This is a genomic window from Lentibacillus populi (genome assembly GCA_014642895.1).
In the GTDB taxonomy this organism is placed as follows: domain Bacteria; phylum Bacillota; class Bacilli; order Bacillales; family Amphibacillaceae; genus Lentibacillus_C; species Lentibacillus_C populi.
On record BMJD01000013.1, the window covers coordinates 1 to 19,249 of the forward strand.

Annotated in this window: 18 protein-coding genes; 7 read left to right on the plus strand and 11 right to left on the minus strand. The window is 40.8% G+C overall.

The window, feature by feature from the left end:
- Nucleotides 1-189: 189 nt before the first annotated feature.
- Nucleotides 190-2,148, plus strand: coding sequence for a lipoteichoic acid synthase (gene ltaS / locus IEX12_RS09810; RefSeq protein WP_088051218.1), 1,959 nt, complete (start codon nt 190-192; stop codon nt 2,146-2,148).
- Nucleotides 2,149-2,243: 95 nt separating this feature from the next.
- Here the strand turns inward: ltaS and IEX12_RS09815 are convergent, their stop codons facing one another.
- The 3 genes from IEX12_RS09815 to IEX12_RS09825 all read right to left on the minus strand — a co-directional run bounded on the left by IEX12_RS09815 (nt 2,244) and on the right by IEX12_RS09825 (nt 5,530).
- Entirely contained in the window at nt 2,244-2,420 is a 177-nt protein-coding gene (locus tag IEX12_RS09815) for a hypothetical protein (protein ID WP_155554271.1), read from the minus strand.
- Nucleotides 2,421-2,438: 18 nt separating this feature from the next.
- The gene (locus IEX12_RS09820) at nt 2,439-4,391 is read right to left on the minus strand and encodes an aconitate hydratase (RefSeq protein WP_188725068.1); all 1,953 of its coding nucleotides are present in this window, start codon (nt 4,389-4,391) and stop codon (nt 2,439-2,441) included.
- Between the two features lie 269 nt (nt 4,392-4,660).
- A complete protein-coding gene (locus tag IEX12_RS09825) occupies nt 4,661-5,530 on the minus strand; it encodes a YitT family protein (RefSeq protein WP_088051220.1) in 870 nt (289 codons plus the stop codon).
- A 246-nt stretch (nt 5,531-5,776) separates the two neighbouring features.
- On the opposite strand from IEX12_RS09825, the gene IEX12_RS09830 reads away from it, so the two are divergent.
- The 4 genes from IEX12_RS09830 (at nt 5,777) to IEX12_RS09845 (ending at nt 9,072) form a co-directional block, all read left to right on the plus strand.
- Nucleotides 5,777-5,950, plus strand: coding sequence for a YfhD family protein (locus IEX12_RS09830; RefSeq protein WP_088051221.1), 174 nt, complete (start codon nt 5,777-5,779; stop codon nt 5,948-5,950).
- 61 nt (nt 5,951-6,011) lie between these two features.
- Nucleotides 6,012-6,257, plus strand: coding sequence for a DNA alkylation repair protein (locus IEX12_RS09835; protein ID WP_188725069.1), 246 nt, complete (start codon nt 6,012-6,014; stop codon nt 6,255-6,257).
- 167 nt (nt 6,258-6,424) lie between these two features.
- On the plus strand, nt 6,425-6,871 hold the full coding sequence (locus tag IEX12_RS09840; RefSeq protein WP_088051223.1) for a YueI family protein: 447 nt from the start codon (nt 6,425-6,427) through the stop codon (nt 6,869-6,871).
- 206 nt (nt 6,872-7,077) lie between these two features.
- Nucleotides 7,078-9,072: an acetoacetate--CoA ligase gene (locus tag IEX12_RS09845; RefSeq protein ID WP_188725070.1), complete on the plus strand. Its 1,995-nt coding sequence runs from the start codon at nt 7,078-7,080 to the stop codon at nt 9,070-9,072.
- A 163-nt stretch (nt 9,073-9,235) separates the two neighbouring features.
- On the opposite strand, the gene IEX12_RS09850 is transcribed toward IEX12_RS09845, so the two are convergent.
- On the minus strand, nt 9,236-10,141 hold the full coding sequence (locus tag IEX12_RS09850) for a LysR family transcriptional regulator (RefSeq protein WP_102416012.1): 906 nt from the start codon (nt 10,139-10,141) through the stop codon (nt 9,236-9,238).
- A gap of 125 nt (nt 10,142-10,266) precedes the next feature.
- Here IEX12_RS09850 and IEX12_RS09855 point away from each other — a divergent pair, with 125 nt between their 5' ends.
- Together IEX12_RS09855 and IEX12_RS09860 are read left to right on the plus strand one after the other, a co-directional pair.
- On the plus strand, nt 10,267-11,301 hold the full coding sequence (locus tag IEX12_RS09855) for a YeiH family protein (protein WP_188725071.1): 1,035 nt from the start codon (nt 10,267-10,269) through the stop codon (nt 11,299-11,301).
- A gap of 30 nt (nt 11,302-11,331) precedes the next feature.
- Complete coding sequence (locus tag IEX12_RS09860; protein WP_088051227.1) at nt 11,332-11,754, plus strand: universal stress protein; 423 nt, start codon at nt 11,332-11,334, stop codon at nt 11,752-11,754.
- Between the two features lie 115 nt (nt 11,755-11,869).
- Here the strand turns inward: IEX12_RS09860 and panF are convergent, their stop codons facing one another.
- From panF to IEX12_RS09895, 7 genes are all read right to left on the minus strand, one after another.
- Nucleotides 11,870-13,342, minus strand: coding sequence for a sodium/pantothenate symporter (gene panF, locus IEX12_RS09865; protein WP_102416014.1), 1,473 nt, complete (start codon nt 13,340-13,342; stop codon nt 11,870-11,872).
- Nucleotides 13,339-13,623, minus strand: a complete 285-nt coding sequence (locus IEX12_RS09870; RefSeq protein ID WP_088051229.1) for a YhdT family protein — start codon at nt 13,621-13,623, stop codon at nt 13,339-13,341. The genes panF and IEX12_RS09870 overlap by 4 nt, the downstream gene beginning before the upstream one ends.
- Nucleotides 13,624-13,711: 88 nt before the next feature.
- The gene (locus IEX12_RS09875) at nt 13,712-14,023 is read right to left on the minus strand and encodes an MGMT family protein (RefSeq protein WP_102416015.1); all 312 of its coding nucleotides are present in this window, start codon (nt 14,021-14,023) and stop codon (nt 13,712-13,714) included.
- A gap of 371 nt (nt 14,024-14,394) precedes the next feature.
- On the minus strand, nt 14,395-15,879 hold the full coding sequence (locus tag IEX12_RS09880; protein WP_088051231.1) for an aldehyde dehydrogenase family protein: 1,485 nt from the start codon (nt 15,877-15,879) through the stop codon (nt 14,395-14,397).
- A 33-nt stretch (nt 15,880-15,912) separates the two neighbouring features.
- Nucleotides 15,913-16,806, minus strand: coding sequence for a 4-hydroxy-tetrahydrodipicolinate synthase (dapA, locus tag IEX12_RS09885; protein WP_188725072.1), 894 nt, complete (start codon nt 16,804-16,806; stop codon nt 15,913-15,915).
- 24 nt (nt 16,807-16,830) lie between these two features.
- Nucleotides 16,831-18,249: a Na+/H+ antiporter NhaC gene (nhaC, locus tag IEX12_RS09890; protein ID WP_088051233.1), complete on the minus strand. Its 1,419-nt coding sequence runs from the start codon at nt 18,247-18,249 to the stop codon at nt 16,831-16,833.
- A gap of 71 nt (nt 18,250-18,320) precedes the next feature.
- Nucleotides 18,321-19,241 carry a proline racemase family protein gene (locus IEX12_RS09895; RefSeq protein WP_088051234.1) on the minus strand — a complete coding sequence of 307 codons (921 nt, stop codon included), beginning with the start codon at nt 19,239-19,241 and terminating at the stop codon, nt 18,321-18,323.
- Between the last annotated feature and the right edge of the window lie 8 nt (nt 19,242-19,249).

The window sequence follows — 19,249 nt, forward strand, 5'->3', positions numbered from 1 at the left end:
AAATTTGCTTCCTTCAATAAAAACGAAAAAAAACCTTCTAAAGGACTCTTAAGGTGAAATAATTCCGTTTTATGCGGCGAAAAAAGGTAAACTTAAATTGTATAGCCCTTGCATTTATTTATATTTTGGTTTAGAATACGATGATTGAGGTTACTATTATAAAAACCAAAATAGTTGAGGTGAAAAACAATGAAGAATATACCTTCATCCAAAATGGGGTTCTTTTTTGTTGCAGTTGTTTTACTCTGGATAAAAACGTATATGATATATGTATTTGAATTTAATTTGGATATCGATAATGGTCTACAACAATTTCTATTATTTATTAACCCGTTAAGCGCAATATTGGTTTTTCTGGGTATTGCCTTATTTGCTAAAGGAAGAAAAGCAGGATCATGGATTATCATTATTGATTTTCTGATGAGCTTTCTTGTGTACGCCAATGTTGTATACTATCGTTTCAACAATGATTATATAACATTGCCAACACTGACACAAACTAGTAATTTTGGCAGCCTTGGCGGAAGTATTGCTAGTTTAGCAGAGTGGTATGATGTCTTTTATTTTGCAGATATTGTTATCCTGATTGTTTTATTTATGTGGAGTAAAGCCAACTGGTCTGTTAGCCGTTTACAGGTCAGAAAGCCATTAATCATCATGGCTGTAGGTGTTATTGCCTTTACGGTAAACCTGGGATTGGCTGAGATTGATCGTCCGCAATTGCTGAAAAGGACATTTGATCGTAACTACATTGTGAAATATTTGGGATCGTATAATTTTGCGCTGTACGATGCGTTACAGAGCATCCATTCATCATCCCAACGTGTATTGGCAGATAGCAGTGACGTTACAGAGGTAGAAAATTATACGAAAAATAAATATGCGGAACCAAATTCCAAATTATTCGGTGTTGCCAAAGAAAAAAATATTATTAAGATCCATTTGGAATCTTTCCAGTCATTTTTAATCGACTATAAATTACACGGGGAAGAAGTAACACCGTTCTTAAACTCGCTGGTTCACGACCAAAGTAAAAATTTTACGTATTTCGATAATTTCTTTCACCAAACAGAACAAGGAAAAACGGCAGATGCTGAATTAATCCTTGATAACTCGATATACGGGTTGCCACAGGGTGCAGCGTTTGTAACAAAAGGCAAGAACACGTATCAGGCATTGCCGGCAATTCTGGATCAGCAGCAAGGTTACACGTCAGCAGTTTTACACGGTGATAAAAGATCATTCTGGAATCGTGATGAAATTTATAAGCAATTTGGTATTGACAAATTTTTCGATTCTAGTTACTACGACATGAGTGAAGACCAAGTAATTAATTACGGTTTGAAGGACAAACCTTTCTTTAAAGAGTCCATTCCACTGCTTGAGTCAATGGAACAACCTTTTTATTCGCATTTAATTACACTGACGAATCATCATCCGTATTTAATTGATGAAGAAGATGCAACCATTGAGCCTGCTGAAACGGGTGATCCTTCTGTCGATCGCTATTTCCAGACAGCTCGATATTTGGACGAATCATTAGAGCAATTCTTTAATGACTTAAAAGAGGCCGGATTATATGATGACTCCGTTATTATGATTTACGGTGACCATTATGGTATTTCGGAAAATCATAATAATGCAATGGAACAGCTTTTGGGTGAGGAGATTACTCCATTCAAAAATGCTCAACTTCAGCGTGTACCATTTATGATTAAAATACCTGGAGTTGAAGGACAGGGTATTAACCATGAATATTCCGGAGAAATTGATGTAATGCCGACATTACTTCACCTGATGGGAATTGACGCGCAGAATTATATCCAATTTGGAACAGACATGTTCTCTAAAGACCACAAAGACTTTGTAATATTCCGTAATGGAGACTTTGTTACACCAAAATATACAAGTTTAGGTGGAACCTATTATGACAATAGTACTGGTGAAGAAATAGAAGAAACGGAACAAATGAAGGAACTGAAAGAAACGGTGCGCCACGAGCTGGAACTTTCCGATAAACTCCTTTTTGGTGATTTATTACGTTTCTATACGCCAACCGATGATTGGAAACCGGTGGATGCTTCGGACTATATGTATGGAAAAGATGCAACCGAAACAGAAGATCCTCAAAATGTAAATGAAGAATAAACTTAAAAAGAAGTAATCGATAGTATCTCTGTTGATTACTTCTTTTATTGTGCTTAAAAACGCAGGAAATAGCTATACCCACTTATCCGTGCGTATTAATCCAGAAGCCGGTTATTCTCGTCTACTGACATGACCCTTGCCTCTCTGGATTCACCCTCCTGAGGAAGTACTCCGCTACCATTACAAACACTGCAGTTGTATTGCCATCCTTCATCATCTGCAAGCATACCTGTACCTTCACAAGCTCTGCATGTCTTTTCTCGATCAATCATTTTTGAGTTCCCTCCCTTCTATGCTAATTGCTGGCGGTCTTTTACCCAATTAATGATCCCGCCTTTCAGCATGATTTCAACCTGACGTTCCGATAAAGCATGTTTTACACCTATTTGCTGGTTTTTTCCTTTTACATTAATGGTAAACTCATTACCCTGTTTTATTTTATTTTTTAGTCCGGAAATTTCCAGAACATCTCCCTGATTTAGGGTGTCATAATCTTCCTCATTTGCGAAAGTCAGCGGCAGTACACCAAAGTTAACAAGGTTTTGCCAATGAATGCGGGCAAAGTCTTTGACTAAAGCGACACGTAGGCCAATATACCTTGGTGCTAATGCGGCATGTTCCCTGCTTGATCCCTGCCCATAATTGAAACCGCCCACGATGGCATGACCACCTTTTTCAACAGTTTCCTTGCCACGTTTGTAATATGTGTCATCAATAATCTCAAACGTAAATTTACTGATTTCCGGAAGATTACTCCGATACGGTAAAACACGTGCACCACCGGCAAGTATTTCATCAGTTGATATATTATTGCCCATTTTTAAAAGAATAGGTAATTCCAGATGATCAGGAAGGGCATCCATTTGCGGTATAGATGCAATATTCGGCCCTTTTTGTAATTCGACCTTTTTTGCTTCCTCAAATGGCAATGGCTCATCCAATAGATTTACATCTATAGTTGGTTTATTTGGATCTTTGACTTTTGGATAAGCAAAATCAAGTGTCCTTGGATCCGTAATTTTCCCTGTTAATGCAGATGCTGCGGCCGTTTCTGGACTACAAAGAAATACACTGTCCTCAGTGGTTCCCGATCGACCTGGAAAATTACGTGGCGTTGTACGTAAGCTATTTCGCCCTGTAGCTGGTGCCTGACCCATTCCGATACATCCATTACAACCAGCTTGATGCAAGCGAGCACCGGATTGCAGCAGACTGGCAATATGACTTTCTTTCACTAAATCGGTCAGCATTTGTCTTGATGTCGGATTAATGTCAAAGGAAATTCCATCCGCGATATGCCTGCCATTTACCATTTCTGCCGCAACTGCAAAGTCACGGAACCCCGGATTTGCCGATGATCCTATATAGGATTGATATATCGGGGTTCCTGCAATTTCGGAAACAGGGACAACATTTCCGGGACTTGATGGTTTGGCAATCAGCGGTTCAATTTCCGATAAGTCAATCTCCTCATGAATATCATACGTTGCTCCCTTATCTGCCACTAATTCCATCCAGTCATTTTCCCGATCCTGGTCTTTTAAAAATCGTTTAATTTCTCTATCAGACGGAAAAACAGTTCCTGTGGCTCCAAGTTCAGCTCCCATGTTGGCAATAACATGGCGGTCCATAGCATTTAATGTTTCCACCCCGGGTCCGTAATACTCAATTACCCGTCCGACGCCTCCCTTCACATCATGGCGACGAAGCATTTCCAAAATCACATCTTTTGCGCTTACCCAATCAGGCAATTTTCCTGTAAGCTTTACACCCCACACTTTTGGCATTTTCACATAAAATGGCTCCCCGGCAATTGCTAATGCAACATCAATCCCACCTGCACCCATTGCAAGCATTCCCATACACCCATTCGCACATGTGTGACTATCTGAACCAAGCAGCGTCTTCCCTGGCTTGGCCAATCGCTGCATGTGAACCGGATGACTCACACCATTTCCCGGACGGCTGAAATGGATGCCAAAACGTCTCGTCGCACTTTGTAAAAATAGATGATCGTCCGGGTTCTTGCTGTCTACCTGAATAAGATTATGATCGACATATTGGGCTGACGCTTCCGTTTTAGCCCGATCAAGTTCCATCGCCTCCAGTTCAAGCATTACAAGCGTCCCAGTGGCATCCTGTGTTAATGTTTGATCAATTTTAAGACCTATCTCTGCTCCGGGTATCATTTCCCCTGAAACGAGGTGATCCTTTATTAATTTTTGCGTAATATTTAATGGCATTACGTGACCTCCTATAAAGAATAATCATCCGTTCTATTAGTTTATAATTTATAAAAAAATATATACATAATGGTGGTGATTTTGAATATGTTATTGAGATAGATGAAAGTACTGTTGAATGATGTATGTGCTATCAGGATGTTGTTTGCGAGCTTGGGTTGATACCGAACCCCCGAGTCGATGTTCCCGCCCTCCGGTTGAAACTGATGTGTCAATGTTCGGTTTAAAAAAATAAGGTAGCAACGGCTGCAACCGTTGTTACCTCACAATCAAAGTTTTTGACCATAGTATTTGTCCAGGGAAAAGCCGCGGCCGAGAATTTCTGAAGCATTGATAAAAACGACGAAAGCGGTAGGCTCTTCCTGCTGTAGAATACGTTTTAAATGAACGGCCTCTGTTTGTTCGGCTACACAGAGAATCATCGTTTTACTGTTATTTGAATACCCGCCAACTGACCGAATTTTTGTTAATCCCCGATCAATCTCGTTGCGGATAATCGATTGGATCTTTTCTTCATTCTCCGTAATAATTAAAATTAGTTTGTTTGACGATGTTTGCAATTGCACCATGTCAATTACCTTACTTGTTACATAAATACACATTAGCGCGAATAATGTCAGCTCTAAATTAAAAACAATAATGGACGATATAACAACGAATCCATCAACGATAAGCTGCGAATATCCGCTTGATAATCCGGTAAACTTCTTCACAATTTGAGCGATTGCAGCAGTCCCACCTGTTGAACCGTTGCCTTTATAAACAATCCCAAGCCCAATACCAAGTACAATTCCGCCATAGATCGTGGCAAGCAATGGATTTGTAATGGTATACGGAAAGTCGGAACTTAGATAAATGATAAAAGGAACCCAAAATGTTCCAACAAGTGTTTTTCCGCTAAAATCTTTCCCGAGTGCAAGCCAGCCAATAATAAAAATTGGAATATTGATTAAAAACTGGGTATATGCGGGACTCAGATCATACAATTCGTATAAAATGGTGCTTACCCCGGAAATACCGCCTGCAGCAAGCTTTGCCGGTAATAAAAATATGTTATAAGCTAGTGCGACAAGTGTTGCACCAAGAATAACTTTTATATAATCATATAGCTGTTGTTTCGTACCTTGCTGTTTATTCATTATGCCCTAATCCTCTCCAGTATCAGTAAAACTTGGCATTAACCTCAGCCTATTAGCGAATGACAAAGTTTTTTCTTATACTTTAATCCTGTAAAACCGTCTCCAAAACCCCGAAAAGTCCATCCTAATTGTAAAATTGTTGGGGATGCCTGTCAATTTTAGTAAACCCGAAATATCCACATGAATTGAAATAAACGTGCACATACTATACCTGTAAGTTCTATTGATTATAAGGTGGTGGATAATGTGGGACGAGATGAGCACAACAAATCAAGAGGTAGAAACTACCTTGCACAAACACCAAAGAACCTCAAATCAGATGGAATTGATGTAGAATTTGCTGAAGAATTAGCCGACCAAGATGATAAAGAAGCCCAAACAAGAAGTAAAGCAGCAGACAAACGGGTTAAAAGAAGCTAAGGAACCGGGGGGTGCCTGTCACTCCCCGAATTTTGTCAACAATTATGTGGAGGTGTTTTTGATGGGACATGCTTATCGGTGCCCGAACTGCAAGACAAATCGTTTGCGGTTTAATTTAATTGAGCAGGTTGCTACACCGGTAAAATTAGATGCGCAAACCGGTGATGTGATAAATGATTATGCAACTGAGGAACCAGAAGTTTTTCATATTACATACAGTGGTCCGGCGTTCAGGATTCAATGCGGTGTTTGCGGGTTAATCGAAGACGAAAACACGTTTATCAAATTTGCTCAGTATGCTAAATAAAGTAAAACTTCATTCAGCAGGAAATTATAACCCGTTAATGCGTAACAAATTAACACAGATTTATTTATAAGCAACGGCAATTTTTTATATTACGAAAGATTATTTGCCTGGACATTCGCTAATTGTGTACAATATAGTAAAGGACAATAGGACTAGGATGATAAAAAATGAAAAAGGTAGAGGATTACCTTAACGAAGGGATATATGGTGTCCGCAAACCGAAACAGGCTGAACGATTAAAGTACTTAGGGACACTGCGGGAGCGTATTGTGGTGGCACTCTCAAAGGGTCAGGTGATGGCAGATAAAGGATTGAATGGCCTGGAGGATGCCATGCAAAAGCACCCTGATAGCAAACTTTTACTAAACGGTCATATCCCGTCCCGTTTTTTTGAAGAGGAAAGGAAATTAGCTAAAATTTACAATATACCTTATACAAGTATAACGAACGAAGATTATGATTCCGAAATCGGGGCGGTCTTAACCTACGATTTTGCCATAGATAAGGAAACTATTTTTGTCGATGACGATGACGATAGTGTGACGGAAAGAAAGCAGGATGAACCAAAATCCCTTTTAGATAAAATCAGGCACTGGTTTTTTCCACCAGTTTGAGTAGTAATAGCTGGAAGCCATTCAAAACCATCATCACTGTCTACCGTCCAGCATAAAGAAATTTGCTCTTAATTAAAATTGCTACCGGCTTTCCCCTATAGAAAAAGAGATATGTGCATGAGGATCGACAATGCAACCTCTTTACACATGGAAAGCGGTTTCTTATAATAGTAGTAGTCATTATTCAGGAGCATAGGGGGAGTTGGATGGCTACAATTAAAGAGGGAACATTACTTTGGCAGCCCGATGAGAACCGAAAACTAGAAGCAAATATTTATCAATACATGACATGGTTAGAACAGCATAAACACGTGAATTTCACAGATTACCATTCGTTATGGAAGTGGTCTGTAGAGGAGCTGGAATTATTCTGGGAATCGATCTGGGAGTATTTTGATATCCAAGCGGATCAACCATACAAAGCGGTCTTATCGTCACATGATATGCCTGGTGCAAAATGGTTTCCAGGAGCGACAGTTAATTACACCGAACATATTTTCAGAAATCGTGACGAGCAAAAACCAGCTATTATCCATTCCTCAGAGATAAGGAAAACCTCTGAAATCACGTGGAAACTGCTCTATAAAGAAACGGCAGCACTACAGCAAACATTGAAAAACCTTGGTGTCCATAAAGGGGATCGCGTCGTTGCATATGTTTCCAATATCTATGAATCTGTTGTTGCATTTCTGGCAACTGCAAGCCTTGGCGCCATCTGGTCGAGTGCTTCACCTGAATTTGGTACGCAAAGTGTAATTGATCGTTTCAAGCAGATCGAACCGAAAGTAATGGTGACTGTCGATGGCTATCGTTTTGGTGGAAAAAGCTTTGATCGTTTGGCAACTGTTGAAAATATTCAAGCCGAGCTTCCAACGCTGGAGGCAACGATTGTCATACCTTATTTGCAGAAAAATCCGGATTGCACTCGATTGAAAAATACGACGATGTGGGACGAGGCAGCGCGTACGAATGTGCAAGCGGAACTTGCCTATGAGCATGTCGGATTCAATGACCCGCTTTGGGTATTATTTTCTTCTGGTACTACCGGTAAACCAAAACCAATTGTACAAAGTCAAGGTGGTATTTTACTCGAACACTTAAAGGCATTAACCTTCCATGCTGATCTTGATGAGAATAGTCGTTTCTTTTGGTTTACAACAACAGGCTGGATGATGTGGAATTTTCTTGTCGGCGGCCTCTTAACAGGCAGCACAATCATTTTATACGACGGTAGTCCCGGTTATCCGGATAAGAATATGCTTTGGAAATATGCTGAACGAACCAAAATGACTGTCTTCGGTACAAGTGCAAGCTTTATCACCGGATGTATGAAAGATGAAATCACCCCAGGTAAAGACTTTGATTTAAGCCATTTGCAAAACATTAGTTCAACCGGATCACCACTACCGCCAGAGGGATTCCAGTGGTGTTATGACAATGTTAAAGAGGATTTGTGGATTGCTTCAGCAAGCGGTGGAACCGATGTATGTACAGCATTTATTCTTGGTGTACCGATTTTGCCGGTTTATGCCGGGGAACTGCAATGCCGCGGACTTGGTGCAAAAATTGAAAGCTTTAATGATATGGCCGAAGCGCAAATAGATGAAGTTGGTGAGCTCATATTAACCGAACCATTTCCGTCTATGCCAATATATTTTTGGAATGATCACGATGGCAGCCGTTTACGCGATAGCTATTTTGACGAATTCCCTGGAACATGGCGACATGGAGACTATCTGAAGGTTACAAACCGGCATACATGTGTTATCTATGGACGCTCTGATGCAACGATCAACCGTGGAGGGGTACGGATTGGTACAAGTGAAATCTATCGAGCTGTCGATCAGGTGAAGGAAGTCGCTGATAGTTTAATAGTTGATATTCCGGATAAGAACGGTGATTCATTTGTTCCATTATTTGTTGTAATGAAGGATGACTACGAACTGACAGATGACATGAAACAATCAATCAGGAAACAAATTAAAGAACAATGTTCACCTAGACATGTCCCGACAGCTATGTACAAGGTTTCAGATATTCCTAAAACATTGAATGGGAAAAAGCTCGAAATTCCGATTAAGAAGATACTGATGGGGAAAACGGTTGACAAGGTAGTAAACAAAGGCTCGTTGGCTAATCCAAAGTCACTGGATTATTTTGTGAAATTTGCTGATGAGCGACTTGAAACGAAAATGAAATAGCTCAAACAAAAGCGGCACTTTAACACTTAAACTGGACGTGGCTCATTTGTAACGAACTAAATAGCCTAACTAATACTTTTCTTACCTGTTAAAAATAATGTGCTAAATTATGTCATTGTCATAAGCAAAGGGATGTCCTTTGCTTATGAACAATGCTTATTTTTTATCTTTTACCATTATGAAACGTGGTCAGCATCTTATTATTGCGCAATGAACCAAGAAAGACCTCTAAAGCTTTCGTTTGAAACGGGGATTTCGTTACAATTGAAAACTTTCTTGAAAACGGCAGTCCTTTGATGTTGATTATGTTTAGATCCCCATTCCGCAATTCTTTTTGGATTGCCCACCGTGATAATAAGCTAATCCCCAGTCCAGCCTCAACCGCCTCTTTAATCGGCTGCGTGCTGCCATAATTCATTAATTTAGCGGGAGAAAGTTTAAAGCGATGAAACACTTTTTCTGTTGCTTCCCTTGTACCAGATCCTTTTTCCCGGACGATCCACGTCACCTTTTCTAAATCCAGGATTTCAACACCTCTCTTTTTTGCCAAGATATGATTAGGAGAAGCAACAACAACCATGTAGTCCTCAGCAAATTCCTCTACCCTTAACTGCTGATCTTTAAAATGACCCTCGACGATTCCGACATCCAATTGATGGGTGGCCACTAAATCGGCGATTTCTGATGTATTGCCAATCGTAACAGTAGGATGAATATCCGGATATGTTTCCAGCAAATTAGCAATAATACGTGGCAACAGATATTCCCCAAACGTGTAGCTGGCGCCAATCGACAATGGCCCTTTTGCTTTATTCACCAAATCATCAACAAGATGCTGCATGTTGGTATACAAGCCAAGAATTTCCTTTGCATGGTGATAAACAATTTCGCCCGCTTTGTTTAGACGAACATATTTATTCGTTCGTTCAAGCAAACGTGTCCCAATATTCTCCTCAAATGTACGGATATATTGACTTACGGATGGCTGTGTCATATGAAGTTCTTCCGCTGCCCGGGAAAAGTTTTTCTTTTCTGCTACTGTTACAAATACTTGTAAATGTTGATCCATTTTTCATCACCACCAAATTTATATTTATAAATTCCATTATACGATTTTACTTATCATAACTATTATAATGATTTATTTTCCTTATGGAAATAAATATCCTATGCTAGTAACTAGGAGGTGCTCAAATGGCGTTACAAAATTCAATTCAAGCCCCAAAACAGGAAAGTCCGTCTGTACTCGTCAAATGGTTTGGCGGTGTTGCATTTACTTTTTTCATTGCATTATTAGGTTATCTTTTAGCATTGGTCCCTGGATTTGACCATGTCGGACAATTGGCATGTGCAATTATTATTGCCGTCGTTTTCCAGCAAATTTTTGGATATCCGGAAGTAATTCGTTCAGGTATTGCTTTTTCATCCAAGCGATTACTTCGGGCAGCCATCATTTTATATGGACTTAAGCTAAATATTGATACAGTACTACATGATGGATTGGGACTACTTGTTCGTGATGCAGGGGTTATTATTTTTGCCATCTTTGCAACGATCTGGATAGCAAAAGTATTGAAAGCTGATAAAATGATTTCCCTATTATTGGGTATTGGAACCGGAGTTTGTGGGGCAGCCGCGATCGCAGCTGTAGCACCGATTGTTAAATCAAGGGATGAGGATACCGCAATCGGTGTCGGCATTATTGCCCTCATGGGAACGATCTTTGCGATTGGCTACACCATTCTACGGCCATTTTTACCATTGGATGCAATCGATTATGGTATCTGGTCGGGTTCCAGTTTACATGAAGTTGCCCATGTAGCACTTGCAGCTGAACCTGCTGGTGAACAGGCAACAGCAATTGCTTTACTTGCAAAATTGGGCCGTGTATTTTTACTCGTACCACTCTGCTTTATCTTTATTTATATCATGAAGCGGAAAAACAAAGACTCTGAACAACCCGATGCCAAAATTGAATTTCCATGGTTTTTGGTGGGCTTCATTATTTTAAGTGTTCTAGGAAGCTATGTGTTTGGCCATTCGATTCCAGTATCAGATGGCGTCATGAATGCTGTTTTCAATATCACCACATGGTTACTAACTGCCGCCATGGTCGGACTTGGTCTAAATGTTAGCCTTCGTGATTTACGGACAAAGGCATTGAAGCCACTGATCGCAATGACAATTACATCGGTTTGTCTTACGGTTATCGTTTATTTTATTGTATAGGATGAAATTTTCAGAAAAGGGGATTGCCAAATGAAAACATTTCTATTTGCTACAGATGGCTCAGCATATTCCGAGCATGCCGCACAGCTGACTGCTGAATATTTAGAAGCTTGGCCGGAAGCAAAACTCATTGTGTTATACGTAACAGCAAAAGAAAATTACGCTTATGACCTTGTTCCCGAATCTGTAGACAATTATGAGGAACAACTAACAAAGCAAATTAAGGAGGATGTAAAAAATCGTTTATTCAGTAATTGGAAGGATCGTGTTCAATTCATTCATCAGACAGGGCACCCAAGTATAACGATTTGTAACGTTGCAAAAGAAAAGCATGCTAATTTAATTATCGTTGGCAGTCACGGACGCGGCTTAGTCGACAGAGCATTATTGGGGAGTGTTGCACACGGTGTACTTCATCGGACACATATTCCAGTCCTTGTCGTTCGAAAATAAAGCCGTTATGATTTTTCGCACGACTTGGGATTGCGCGGCCGTCTCACTTTACCGCATGCCTAACGCTCAGATTGTGCATAAAGCTGCCTTGCCACGGTGCAGGCGTCTCTAGATTTCACGGCCGCGTCCCTTTTATATGAATCCCTTTCCCCTTATTCTCTCCCAGGCATCGTTTTTGCGTTACCAAGCTAACACCTACATACGCAACAAATGACAGAATAACTGGCAGTACTACCGAATGAAGTCCGAACGGTTTTGGATAAAATTGATCAGACAGGACATATAATACTATGCCAACAACCATCGAAGCGAGCACCCCATATTTGTTTCCCTTTTTCCAATATAATCCCATAATAACCGGCCAAATAAATGCTGCTTCCAGTCCGCCAAAAGCAAACAGGTTTAACCAAATAATCAAATCAGGCGGGTCTAAAGCCATGATAAACACGAGGACGCCCAATAGTCCCGTAACCCCCATACTCAGGCGTTTAACTTTTGTATGGGATGCTTTTGGCTGTATATAATTCAAATACAAATCTTTTACAACTGCTGAGCTGACCAAGAGCAGCAAAGAATCTACTGTTGACATGATTGCCGCCATCGGAGCCGCTAAGACGATACCGGCAAGCCAATTTGGCAGTACTTCAAGCGCGATAAGCGGCATTACTTTATCGCCAACTTCGATACCGGGTAAAATTGGCCGTGCAAACACACCAATCAGATGCATGTTCAGCATGATAAATCCAACCACAATAGTGCCAATAATTAATGCCCGGTGCATCGACCTCGCGTTTTTGTATGACATTGCTCGAACAGCAATCTGCGGAAGGGCAACTACACCAACACCAACGAGAATCCAAAACGACGACACATATGCTGGTGTTAATGTACCATCTGCTCCGAATGGTGTAATTAAATTTGGATTCTCCGTACTTAAATCCGTTATTATATTGGAAATACCGCCTCCAGCAATAATCGTGGCAATCAGCAAAATAAGCGTCCCAACAAACATAATAATGCCTTGTACCGCATCCGTTAATGCGACAGCCCGAAAGCCACCAATCGTCACGTAAATTAATACAGATAATGCAAAAATAAACAATGCACCCGTATACGGTATACCTAACAATGATTCAATTAATCTCGCCCCGCCGATCCACTGGGCCGCCATTGCGGAGAATAAAAAGATAATAATGCTAAATGCTGATAATAATACAACCCACTTCGACCGGTACCGTTCCTTTAAAAAGTCAACCATTGTCACTGCATGATATTTCCGGGTCACAATCGCAAATTTTTTACCGAGTACCATTAGCACAAAATAGCCAGTTGCAACCTGGGTCATTGCTAATAATACCCAGCCAAGTCCCTCGGTATAGGCAGTACCTGGCCCACCGATAAAACTGCTGGCACTGCCATATGTAGCTGTCATCGTCATTGCTAAAACAAAACCGCCAAGATTGCGATTGCCCAAAAAATATTCCTGAATAAATGAATTCGATGTTCTCACCGCTTTACTGGCCCACAAGCCAACAACAAAAATAACTATTAATAACCCGATTAATGGAACTACTGCTTGCCAATTCATTCGCTTTCCTTCTCCTCATCAAACGGTATGTCCACAAACCATTTTTTAACGGCAATCGTTACCAATATGACCATGACAATAAATCCAAGGACACAGCTATAAAAAAACCATGCCGGCAAGCCCATAACATAGGAATAGTCGGATGGATCCTTTCCTCCTAGTCCATAGGCAAACACGAACCACCAAATAAAGTTGAAAATAACTAGACCAACACCAATAAGTGCTTCTCGATTGGCAATTTTATAGCGGTAATCTTTATCCTGTTTCTCAATATCTTTCATTTCTGCTGTTCTCCTTTAAAAACTATCAAGTCCTACTACCAATTACTATAACGGAAAAAATATCGCGTTTCAAATATTCAAAATATAATTAACACGGTCCCATTTGCTGGTACTTTTGTAAATCAATTGTACCATCACTGTTGAAGGACACTCCTTCACTTTCTAATGAAAGCTTTTGGATAGCCCCTAGTTCTTCATTTTTAATACTTATTTCTCCTTGTGCATTAATGACACGGTGCCAAGGAAGATGGTATTTCCTGCTCATGGAATGAAGAATTCGTGATACCTGTCTCGCTCCTCTGGGGCTTCCGGCAAGTTTAGCAATTTGACCATACGTCATGACTTTACCCTCCGGAATATGTTGAATGATTTCGATTACGTTAGCCGTAAAGCGCTCCATATGTAATCCTCCATACCAATTGGAATATGTTATATTTTATCACAGTAAATACTGCTATGGATAAATTACATACTAATATACTGCTAGCTAAGTTTCACCAACTTTTTTGGTTGAAAATAAAAGGGAAGTTCAAGATCGTCACATCCTCTCATTTAACCTAGTTTAAAACAATGTAATCTTCCCCCATTATTTCATTAAAACCGACCTTTAACACATTATCCGGAAAATCCCCATTATAAATTCCACCGTTTCTTCACGATCCGCTTCACGCCCATCGGACTAAAAATAAGTCAAACCTATTCTTTTCTTAAATCAAGCCTTTATACCAAAGGGGAACCGGCTCCTTCACCGATTCCCCTTTTCAAACCTGCTTATTGTAAATTAACCCACACCATTTTTATTTCCGTGTAATTATCCAAAGCATAATTACCCATTTCGCGCCCGATACCTGATTGCTTATAGCCACCAAACGCAGCAGCAGGATTTTCCTGGTTGTAGTCGTTGATCCAGACGGTTCCTGCTTTCAAGCGATGGGCAACTTGGTGACCAGTCTTGATATTTTCCGTCCAGACCCCGGCAGCCAAGCCATAAATGCTGTCATTTGCTCGTCGCACAACCTCTTCCGTTGTATCGAATGGATGGACCGTTACAACCGGGCCAAAAATTTCTTCTCTGGCAATGGTCATATCATCGTTGACATCAGCAAAAACGGTTGGTTTAACAAAATATCCTTTATCAAACACTTTTTCGCCACCAGCGACAAGCCGCGCTCCTTCTTCCTTCCCAATTTTAATGTAGTTAAGAACACGGTCAAACTGTTCCTTAGATACGAGTGGTCCCATGTCTGTTTCCGAATCTAATCCATTACCAAGCTTCACTGCTTCTGCCCGCTTTGCTAATTCTTCTACAACGTAGTCATAATGTTTCCGGTGAACGTATACCCGTGATCCAGCACTACAGTTTTGCCCGTGGTTATACATAATCCCCTCAAACGCACCCTCAATCGCTTTTTCCACATCAGCATCCTCCAAAATAATATTCGGAGACTTTCCACCGAGCTCAAGGGTAACGTGTTTAACCGAGTCAGCGGCCTTACGCATAATTGATTTACCAACAGCGGTGGATCCAGTGAATGCCAGTTTGTCGATGTCTTCGTGGTCAACAATTGCTGCACCAGCGGTTTCCCCAAAACCAGGTACGAGATTAACAACGCCATCCGGGAAGCCTGCTTCTTTAAACAGCTTTGCCGCATAAAGCAGGGAAAGTGGTGTTTGCTCGGCTGGCTTTAAGACGACCGTACAGCCGGTAGCAAGTGCCGCACCCAATTTCCAGGAGGCCATCGATAATGGAAAGTTCCAAGGTATGATCTGGCCGACTACACCTACTGGCTCATGCCGGGTATAATTTAAATAGTCCGGAGAAATTGGTACGGTCTGTCCAAGAACCTTTGTTGCCCAGCCTGCATAATAGCGAAAATGCTCAGCTGTTCCATCAATATCATCTTCCAGAGCTACCGCAAACGGTTTTCCGTTATCCAATGCCTCTAATTGAGCAAGCTCTTCTCTGTTTTGTTCAATTAAATCAGCGAACTTGTAGATAAGATGTGCACGCTCGGCTGCAGTAAGCTTCGGCCATTCGCCTTCTTCAAATGCCGTTCGTGCTGCTTTTACCGCTTTATCAACGTCCGCTTTATCTGCCTCGCTTACTTGAGCAAGGACTTCTTCGGTTGCCGGATTAAACACTTCAAATTTCTTCCCACTAATTGCCGGAACAAATTCACCGTTGATATAAAGCTCCTTATCTCCTTCTAAAAATTCTTTTACCTTTGGCTTTAACTCAGCTTGTGACGTAATCATTATAATTCCTCCCTTAACAAAGTTAAAAAGTGTTTATTTTTCAGTAACAAGCAAACTGTCCAAAATTTCCTTCAGTTGAGCGTCTTCTTCATCGGTCAATGGAAGTCTTGGCTTACGTGACGGACCACCTGCTAACCCTTGCAAATCCATGGCCCGTTTAACGATTTGTACATATTTTCCTGATCCCTCAATATAGTTGCAAAGTGGAAGCAGTTTGTCATACAATTCCCATGCCCGGCCAATGTTTCCTTCTTGAACACAATTAAATAGATCAGTAGCTAGTCGTGGTGCGATATTTCCCGCGACAGAAATCCACCCAGTTGCCCCTACTAAAAACGACTCAAGTGCCAGATCATCCGATCCACAGAATGTTTTGATAAAACCATTTCCTTGTCTTGTGATGTCACGAACTTTGCGAATTTCCCCGCTCGATTCTTTAATATGCGTGATATTATCAACATCGCGACCAACCTTTAAGATCGTTTCCGTGTCAATATAGACGCCCGATGTGAACGGATTGTTGTAAATCATGATTGGTAGACTGACAGATTCTGCAACTGTTTTAAAATGCTCATAAATTTCATGATTTTTTGGATGGGCATAATAGGAATTAATCAGCAATGCTGCATCAGCACCAGCGGCCTCGGCGTGCTTCGTGTATTCTACCGCATCTTTTGTTGTTTCAGCAGCAGTACCGACGATCAGTGGAATGCGTTCGTTAACTTGTTCAACTGCCGCCTCAGCTGCCTTAAATTTTTCTTCCTTCGTTAAACTAACAAATTCTCCAGTACTTCCGTTAACAACAATGCCTGCGACACCTTCGTTAATGAAGTGTTCAATATTTTGCTTTAATCCACCATAATTCACTTCTCCATCCTGATGCATTGGTGTGATAAGAACTGGAAATGCTCCTTCTAGTTTTTTCATTTTGAAATTCCTCCCTGATTGATTTTATGCGTTTACCGCTTTTTCATCCTTATTGTTTTCTTCTTGATTTGTATACCAAATAAATTTATTGGTAAATCCATAAATAAGCGATATGACAATAACTAAAAAGTTAAACCATAAAAATGGCAAATACGTTATCGTTGATACACCGAGCGTTGCCGCCATAAAGACACCTCCATCTGACCATGGAACCATTGGTGTGGTTACAGTGCCACCTGCCTCGGTATTTCGTGAAAGCACTCGTCGATCAATGTTTAAACGATCATAGTTTTCTTCGGTAATTTTACTTGCTGTTATGATAGACACATAGGCTGCTCCACCGAAGAAGTTACCAAAGAATCCGGAAAGCAGGGTTGTTAATGTCGTTTTTCCCGCGTTGTCTGCCCATGCTAGCATAGTATTGCATATCACCCGCAGGATCCCGATTTTCTCCATCAATCCGCCTACCCCAAGGGCAAATAGAATGAGTACGATTACACCAAGCATGAATTCAATTCCGCCGCGATTTAATAGATTGTCAATAAAATCAACGCCAGATTCGATGTTGTTGCCAGAGTATAAGCTATTAATAGCATCTAACAATGCAACATCCTGAAAAAGATACGCCCATACAGAACCTAACAGCGCACCTAACAGGATGACCGGTATGGATGGTTTTTTAAGTGCCAGCATCAAGATGACAACAGCAGCAGGAATTAACATGTACCATGCAATGTTAAAATACTCGCTTAACGATGTCATCGTTGATTGTGCCTGACTTAGATCCCCATTACTGCCGTGGAAAAAAAATCCGGTGCCAAGGAATAATAAAGCTGTAATGATAAATGCTGGTGTACTGACAAACAACATCGATTTAATGTGCTCAATCAAGTTAACTTTTGACAATGATGCCGTCATGACCGTTGTATCGGACAATGGCGAAAGTTTATCCCCCACATAACACCCGGAAATAACTGCACCGGCGACAAGTGCGATTGGAAAACCAAAGCTTACACCAATCCCCATCATAGCAATACCGGCAGTACCAGCTGATCCAAACGATGTGCCAGTCGCTAATGAGGTTATCGCACAAATAATAAAAGCCGCCATCAAAAATATACTTGGATCAATGATCGATAGCCCGTAATAAATGATACTAGGTACGACACCACCTGCTATCCATGTACCAATTAGTGCACCTACTGAAATCAGTACCAATACAGCCTCAAGTCCGTCGTAAATTCCTTTCAAAATTCCGTCCTGCATCTCTGAATAGGTGTACCCGATTCGGAGCCCTACTAGCATGATCATAAACCAGGTCGTTAAAAGTGCCAGTTGAATCGGTATTCCCAGCTGTACGACAAACAAAAACATAATGACTATGAAGGCTATCAGTACAAATAGCACCTCTCCAAACGTCGGCAATCGCTTTTCTGCGCTCATTATCCACTCTCCCTATTTAATCGTTTTCATAGTAAGCGCTTCTCTTGATGTTAACAAACCCCCCTTTTGGATTATTTCAACAAAAATCCATGTTCTAATGGATCTTCCTGGTCGTAAATAAATTGATGCACTCCCGTGATAAACGCCTGTGTCTCAATGGAAAATTGACAACTTGCTCCTTCAATTAATCTAGCCGTCAACGTACTGTCAAAAATACTTTGATTGGTCAGCTGTGTTAACGTATCAGACTGATCCAGCAAAGCTGCGAATATACTAAATGTGCTGTCCATCCCTGGAGATCGCAATATGCTTCCATCTCTTTCGAAAGTAACGGATCGAACGTTACTTCCATGAGAATCAGCGGAATCAATCATGATGATGCCGGCAAATGAAACACCATTTTTACCCAGTGATTCTGTAGTTTGTTTTCCCCACTTTTGAATCGGGGCTAAATATTCCATTTCGATCCCCAGTATCGATTCTGGTTTTTCGTAAATCAAGTAGTTACGGGCATGATCTACTTCTACCAAACTATATTCCTCCGTTGTTTCGATAATCCGGCAGGCATCACTCTCCACCAGGACCGTTTGTACCTCTTGATTCTCGAAACTAGCATAAACAGACTGGACACCACCTGCTGTTTCGATCTGATAAACGTTATTGTCATGTTTTGCCAGATTACCTGTTTCCAATAATGCAGTAACGGTAGCCACTAATCCGCCATACATAAATTGCACGTCACGCTCGTGATGAACAAAAACACACGCAAAATCTGCCTTGTTAGATGGTAAGACGATACATCCATTCATACCACGATGCCCACGCGGTTCATTTAGCAGCAATGCTTTTTCACGCGCATATTTTTCCTCAATTAATGCCTGATTCAATTCTATACTTTGTTCGTTTAGCATAATCGGCGAATGAACAATAATACGGATGGCCTCACCCGCAACATGGGTATCAATTGTGGTAAACATTTTATTAACGTTCACGTGAACAC

Coding starts and splice junctions, on each gene's coding strand:
- IEX12_RS09880 (WP_088051231.1), bottom strand. CDS start 15,879: ATGATTACGTCACAAGCTGAGTTAAAGCCAAAGGTAAAAGAATTTTTA.
- nhaC (WP_088051233.1), bottom strand. CDS start 18,249: ATGAGCGCAGAAAAGCGATTGCCGACGTTTGGAGAGGTGCTATTTGTA.
- IEX12_RS09820 (WP_188725068.1), bottom strand. CDS start 4,391: ATGCCATTAAATATTACGCAAAAATTAATAAAGGATCACCTCGTTTCA.
- IEX12_RS09835 (WP_188725069.1), top strand. CDS start 6,012: ATGGGACATGCTTATCGGTGCCCGAACTGCAAGACAAATCGTTTGCGG.
- IEX12_RS09860 (WP_088051227.1), top strand. CDS start 11,332: ATGAAAACATTTCTATTTGCTACAGATGGCTCAGCATATTCCGAGCAT.
- IEX12_RS09825 (WP_088051220.1), bottom strand. CDS start 5,530: ATGAATAAACAGCAAGGTACGAAACAACAGCTATATGATTATATAAAA.
- ltaS (WP_088051218.1), top strand. CDS start 190: ATGAAGAATATACCTTCATCCAAAATGGGGTTCTTTTTTGTTGCAGTT.
- IEX12_RS09815 (WP_155554271.1), bottom strand. CDS start 2,420: ATGATTGATCGAGAAAAGACATGCAGAGCTTGTGAAGGTACAGGTATG.
- IEX12_RS09855 (WP_188725071.1), top strand. CDS start 10,267: ATGGCGTTACAAAATTCAATTCAAGCCCCAAAACAGGAAAGTCCGTCT.
- IEX12_RS09850 (WP_102416012.1), bottom strand. CDS start 10,141: ATGGATCAACATTTACAAGTATTTGTAACAGTAGCAGAAAAGAAAAAC.
- IEX12_RS09875 (WP_102416015.1), bottom strand. CDS start 14,023: ATGGAGCGCTTTACGGCTAACGTAATCGAAATCATTCAACATATTCCG.
- dapA (WP_188725072.1), bottom strand. CDS start 16,806: ATGAAAAAACTAGAAGGAGCATTTCCAGTTCTTATCACACCAATGCAT.
- IEX12_RS09870 (WP_088051229.1), bottom strand. CDS start 13,623: ATGAAAGATATTGAGAAACAGGATAAAGATTACCGCTATAAAATTGCC.
- IEX12_RS09845 (WP_188725070.1), top strand. CDS start 7,078: ATGGCTACAATTAAAGAGGGAACATTACTTTGGCAGCCCGATGAGAAC.
- panF (WP_102416014.1), bottom strand. CDS start 13,342: ATGAATTGGCAAGCAGTAGTTCCATTAATCGGGTTATTAATAGTTATT.
- IEX12_RS09840 (WP_088051223.1), top strand. CDS start 6,425: ATGAAAAAGGTAGAGGATTACCTTAACGAAGGGATATATGGTGTCCGC.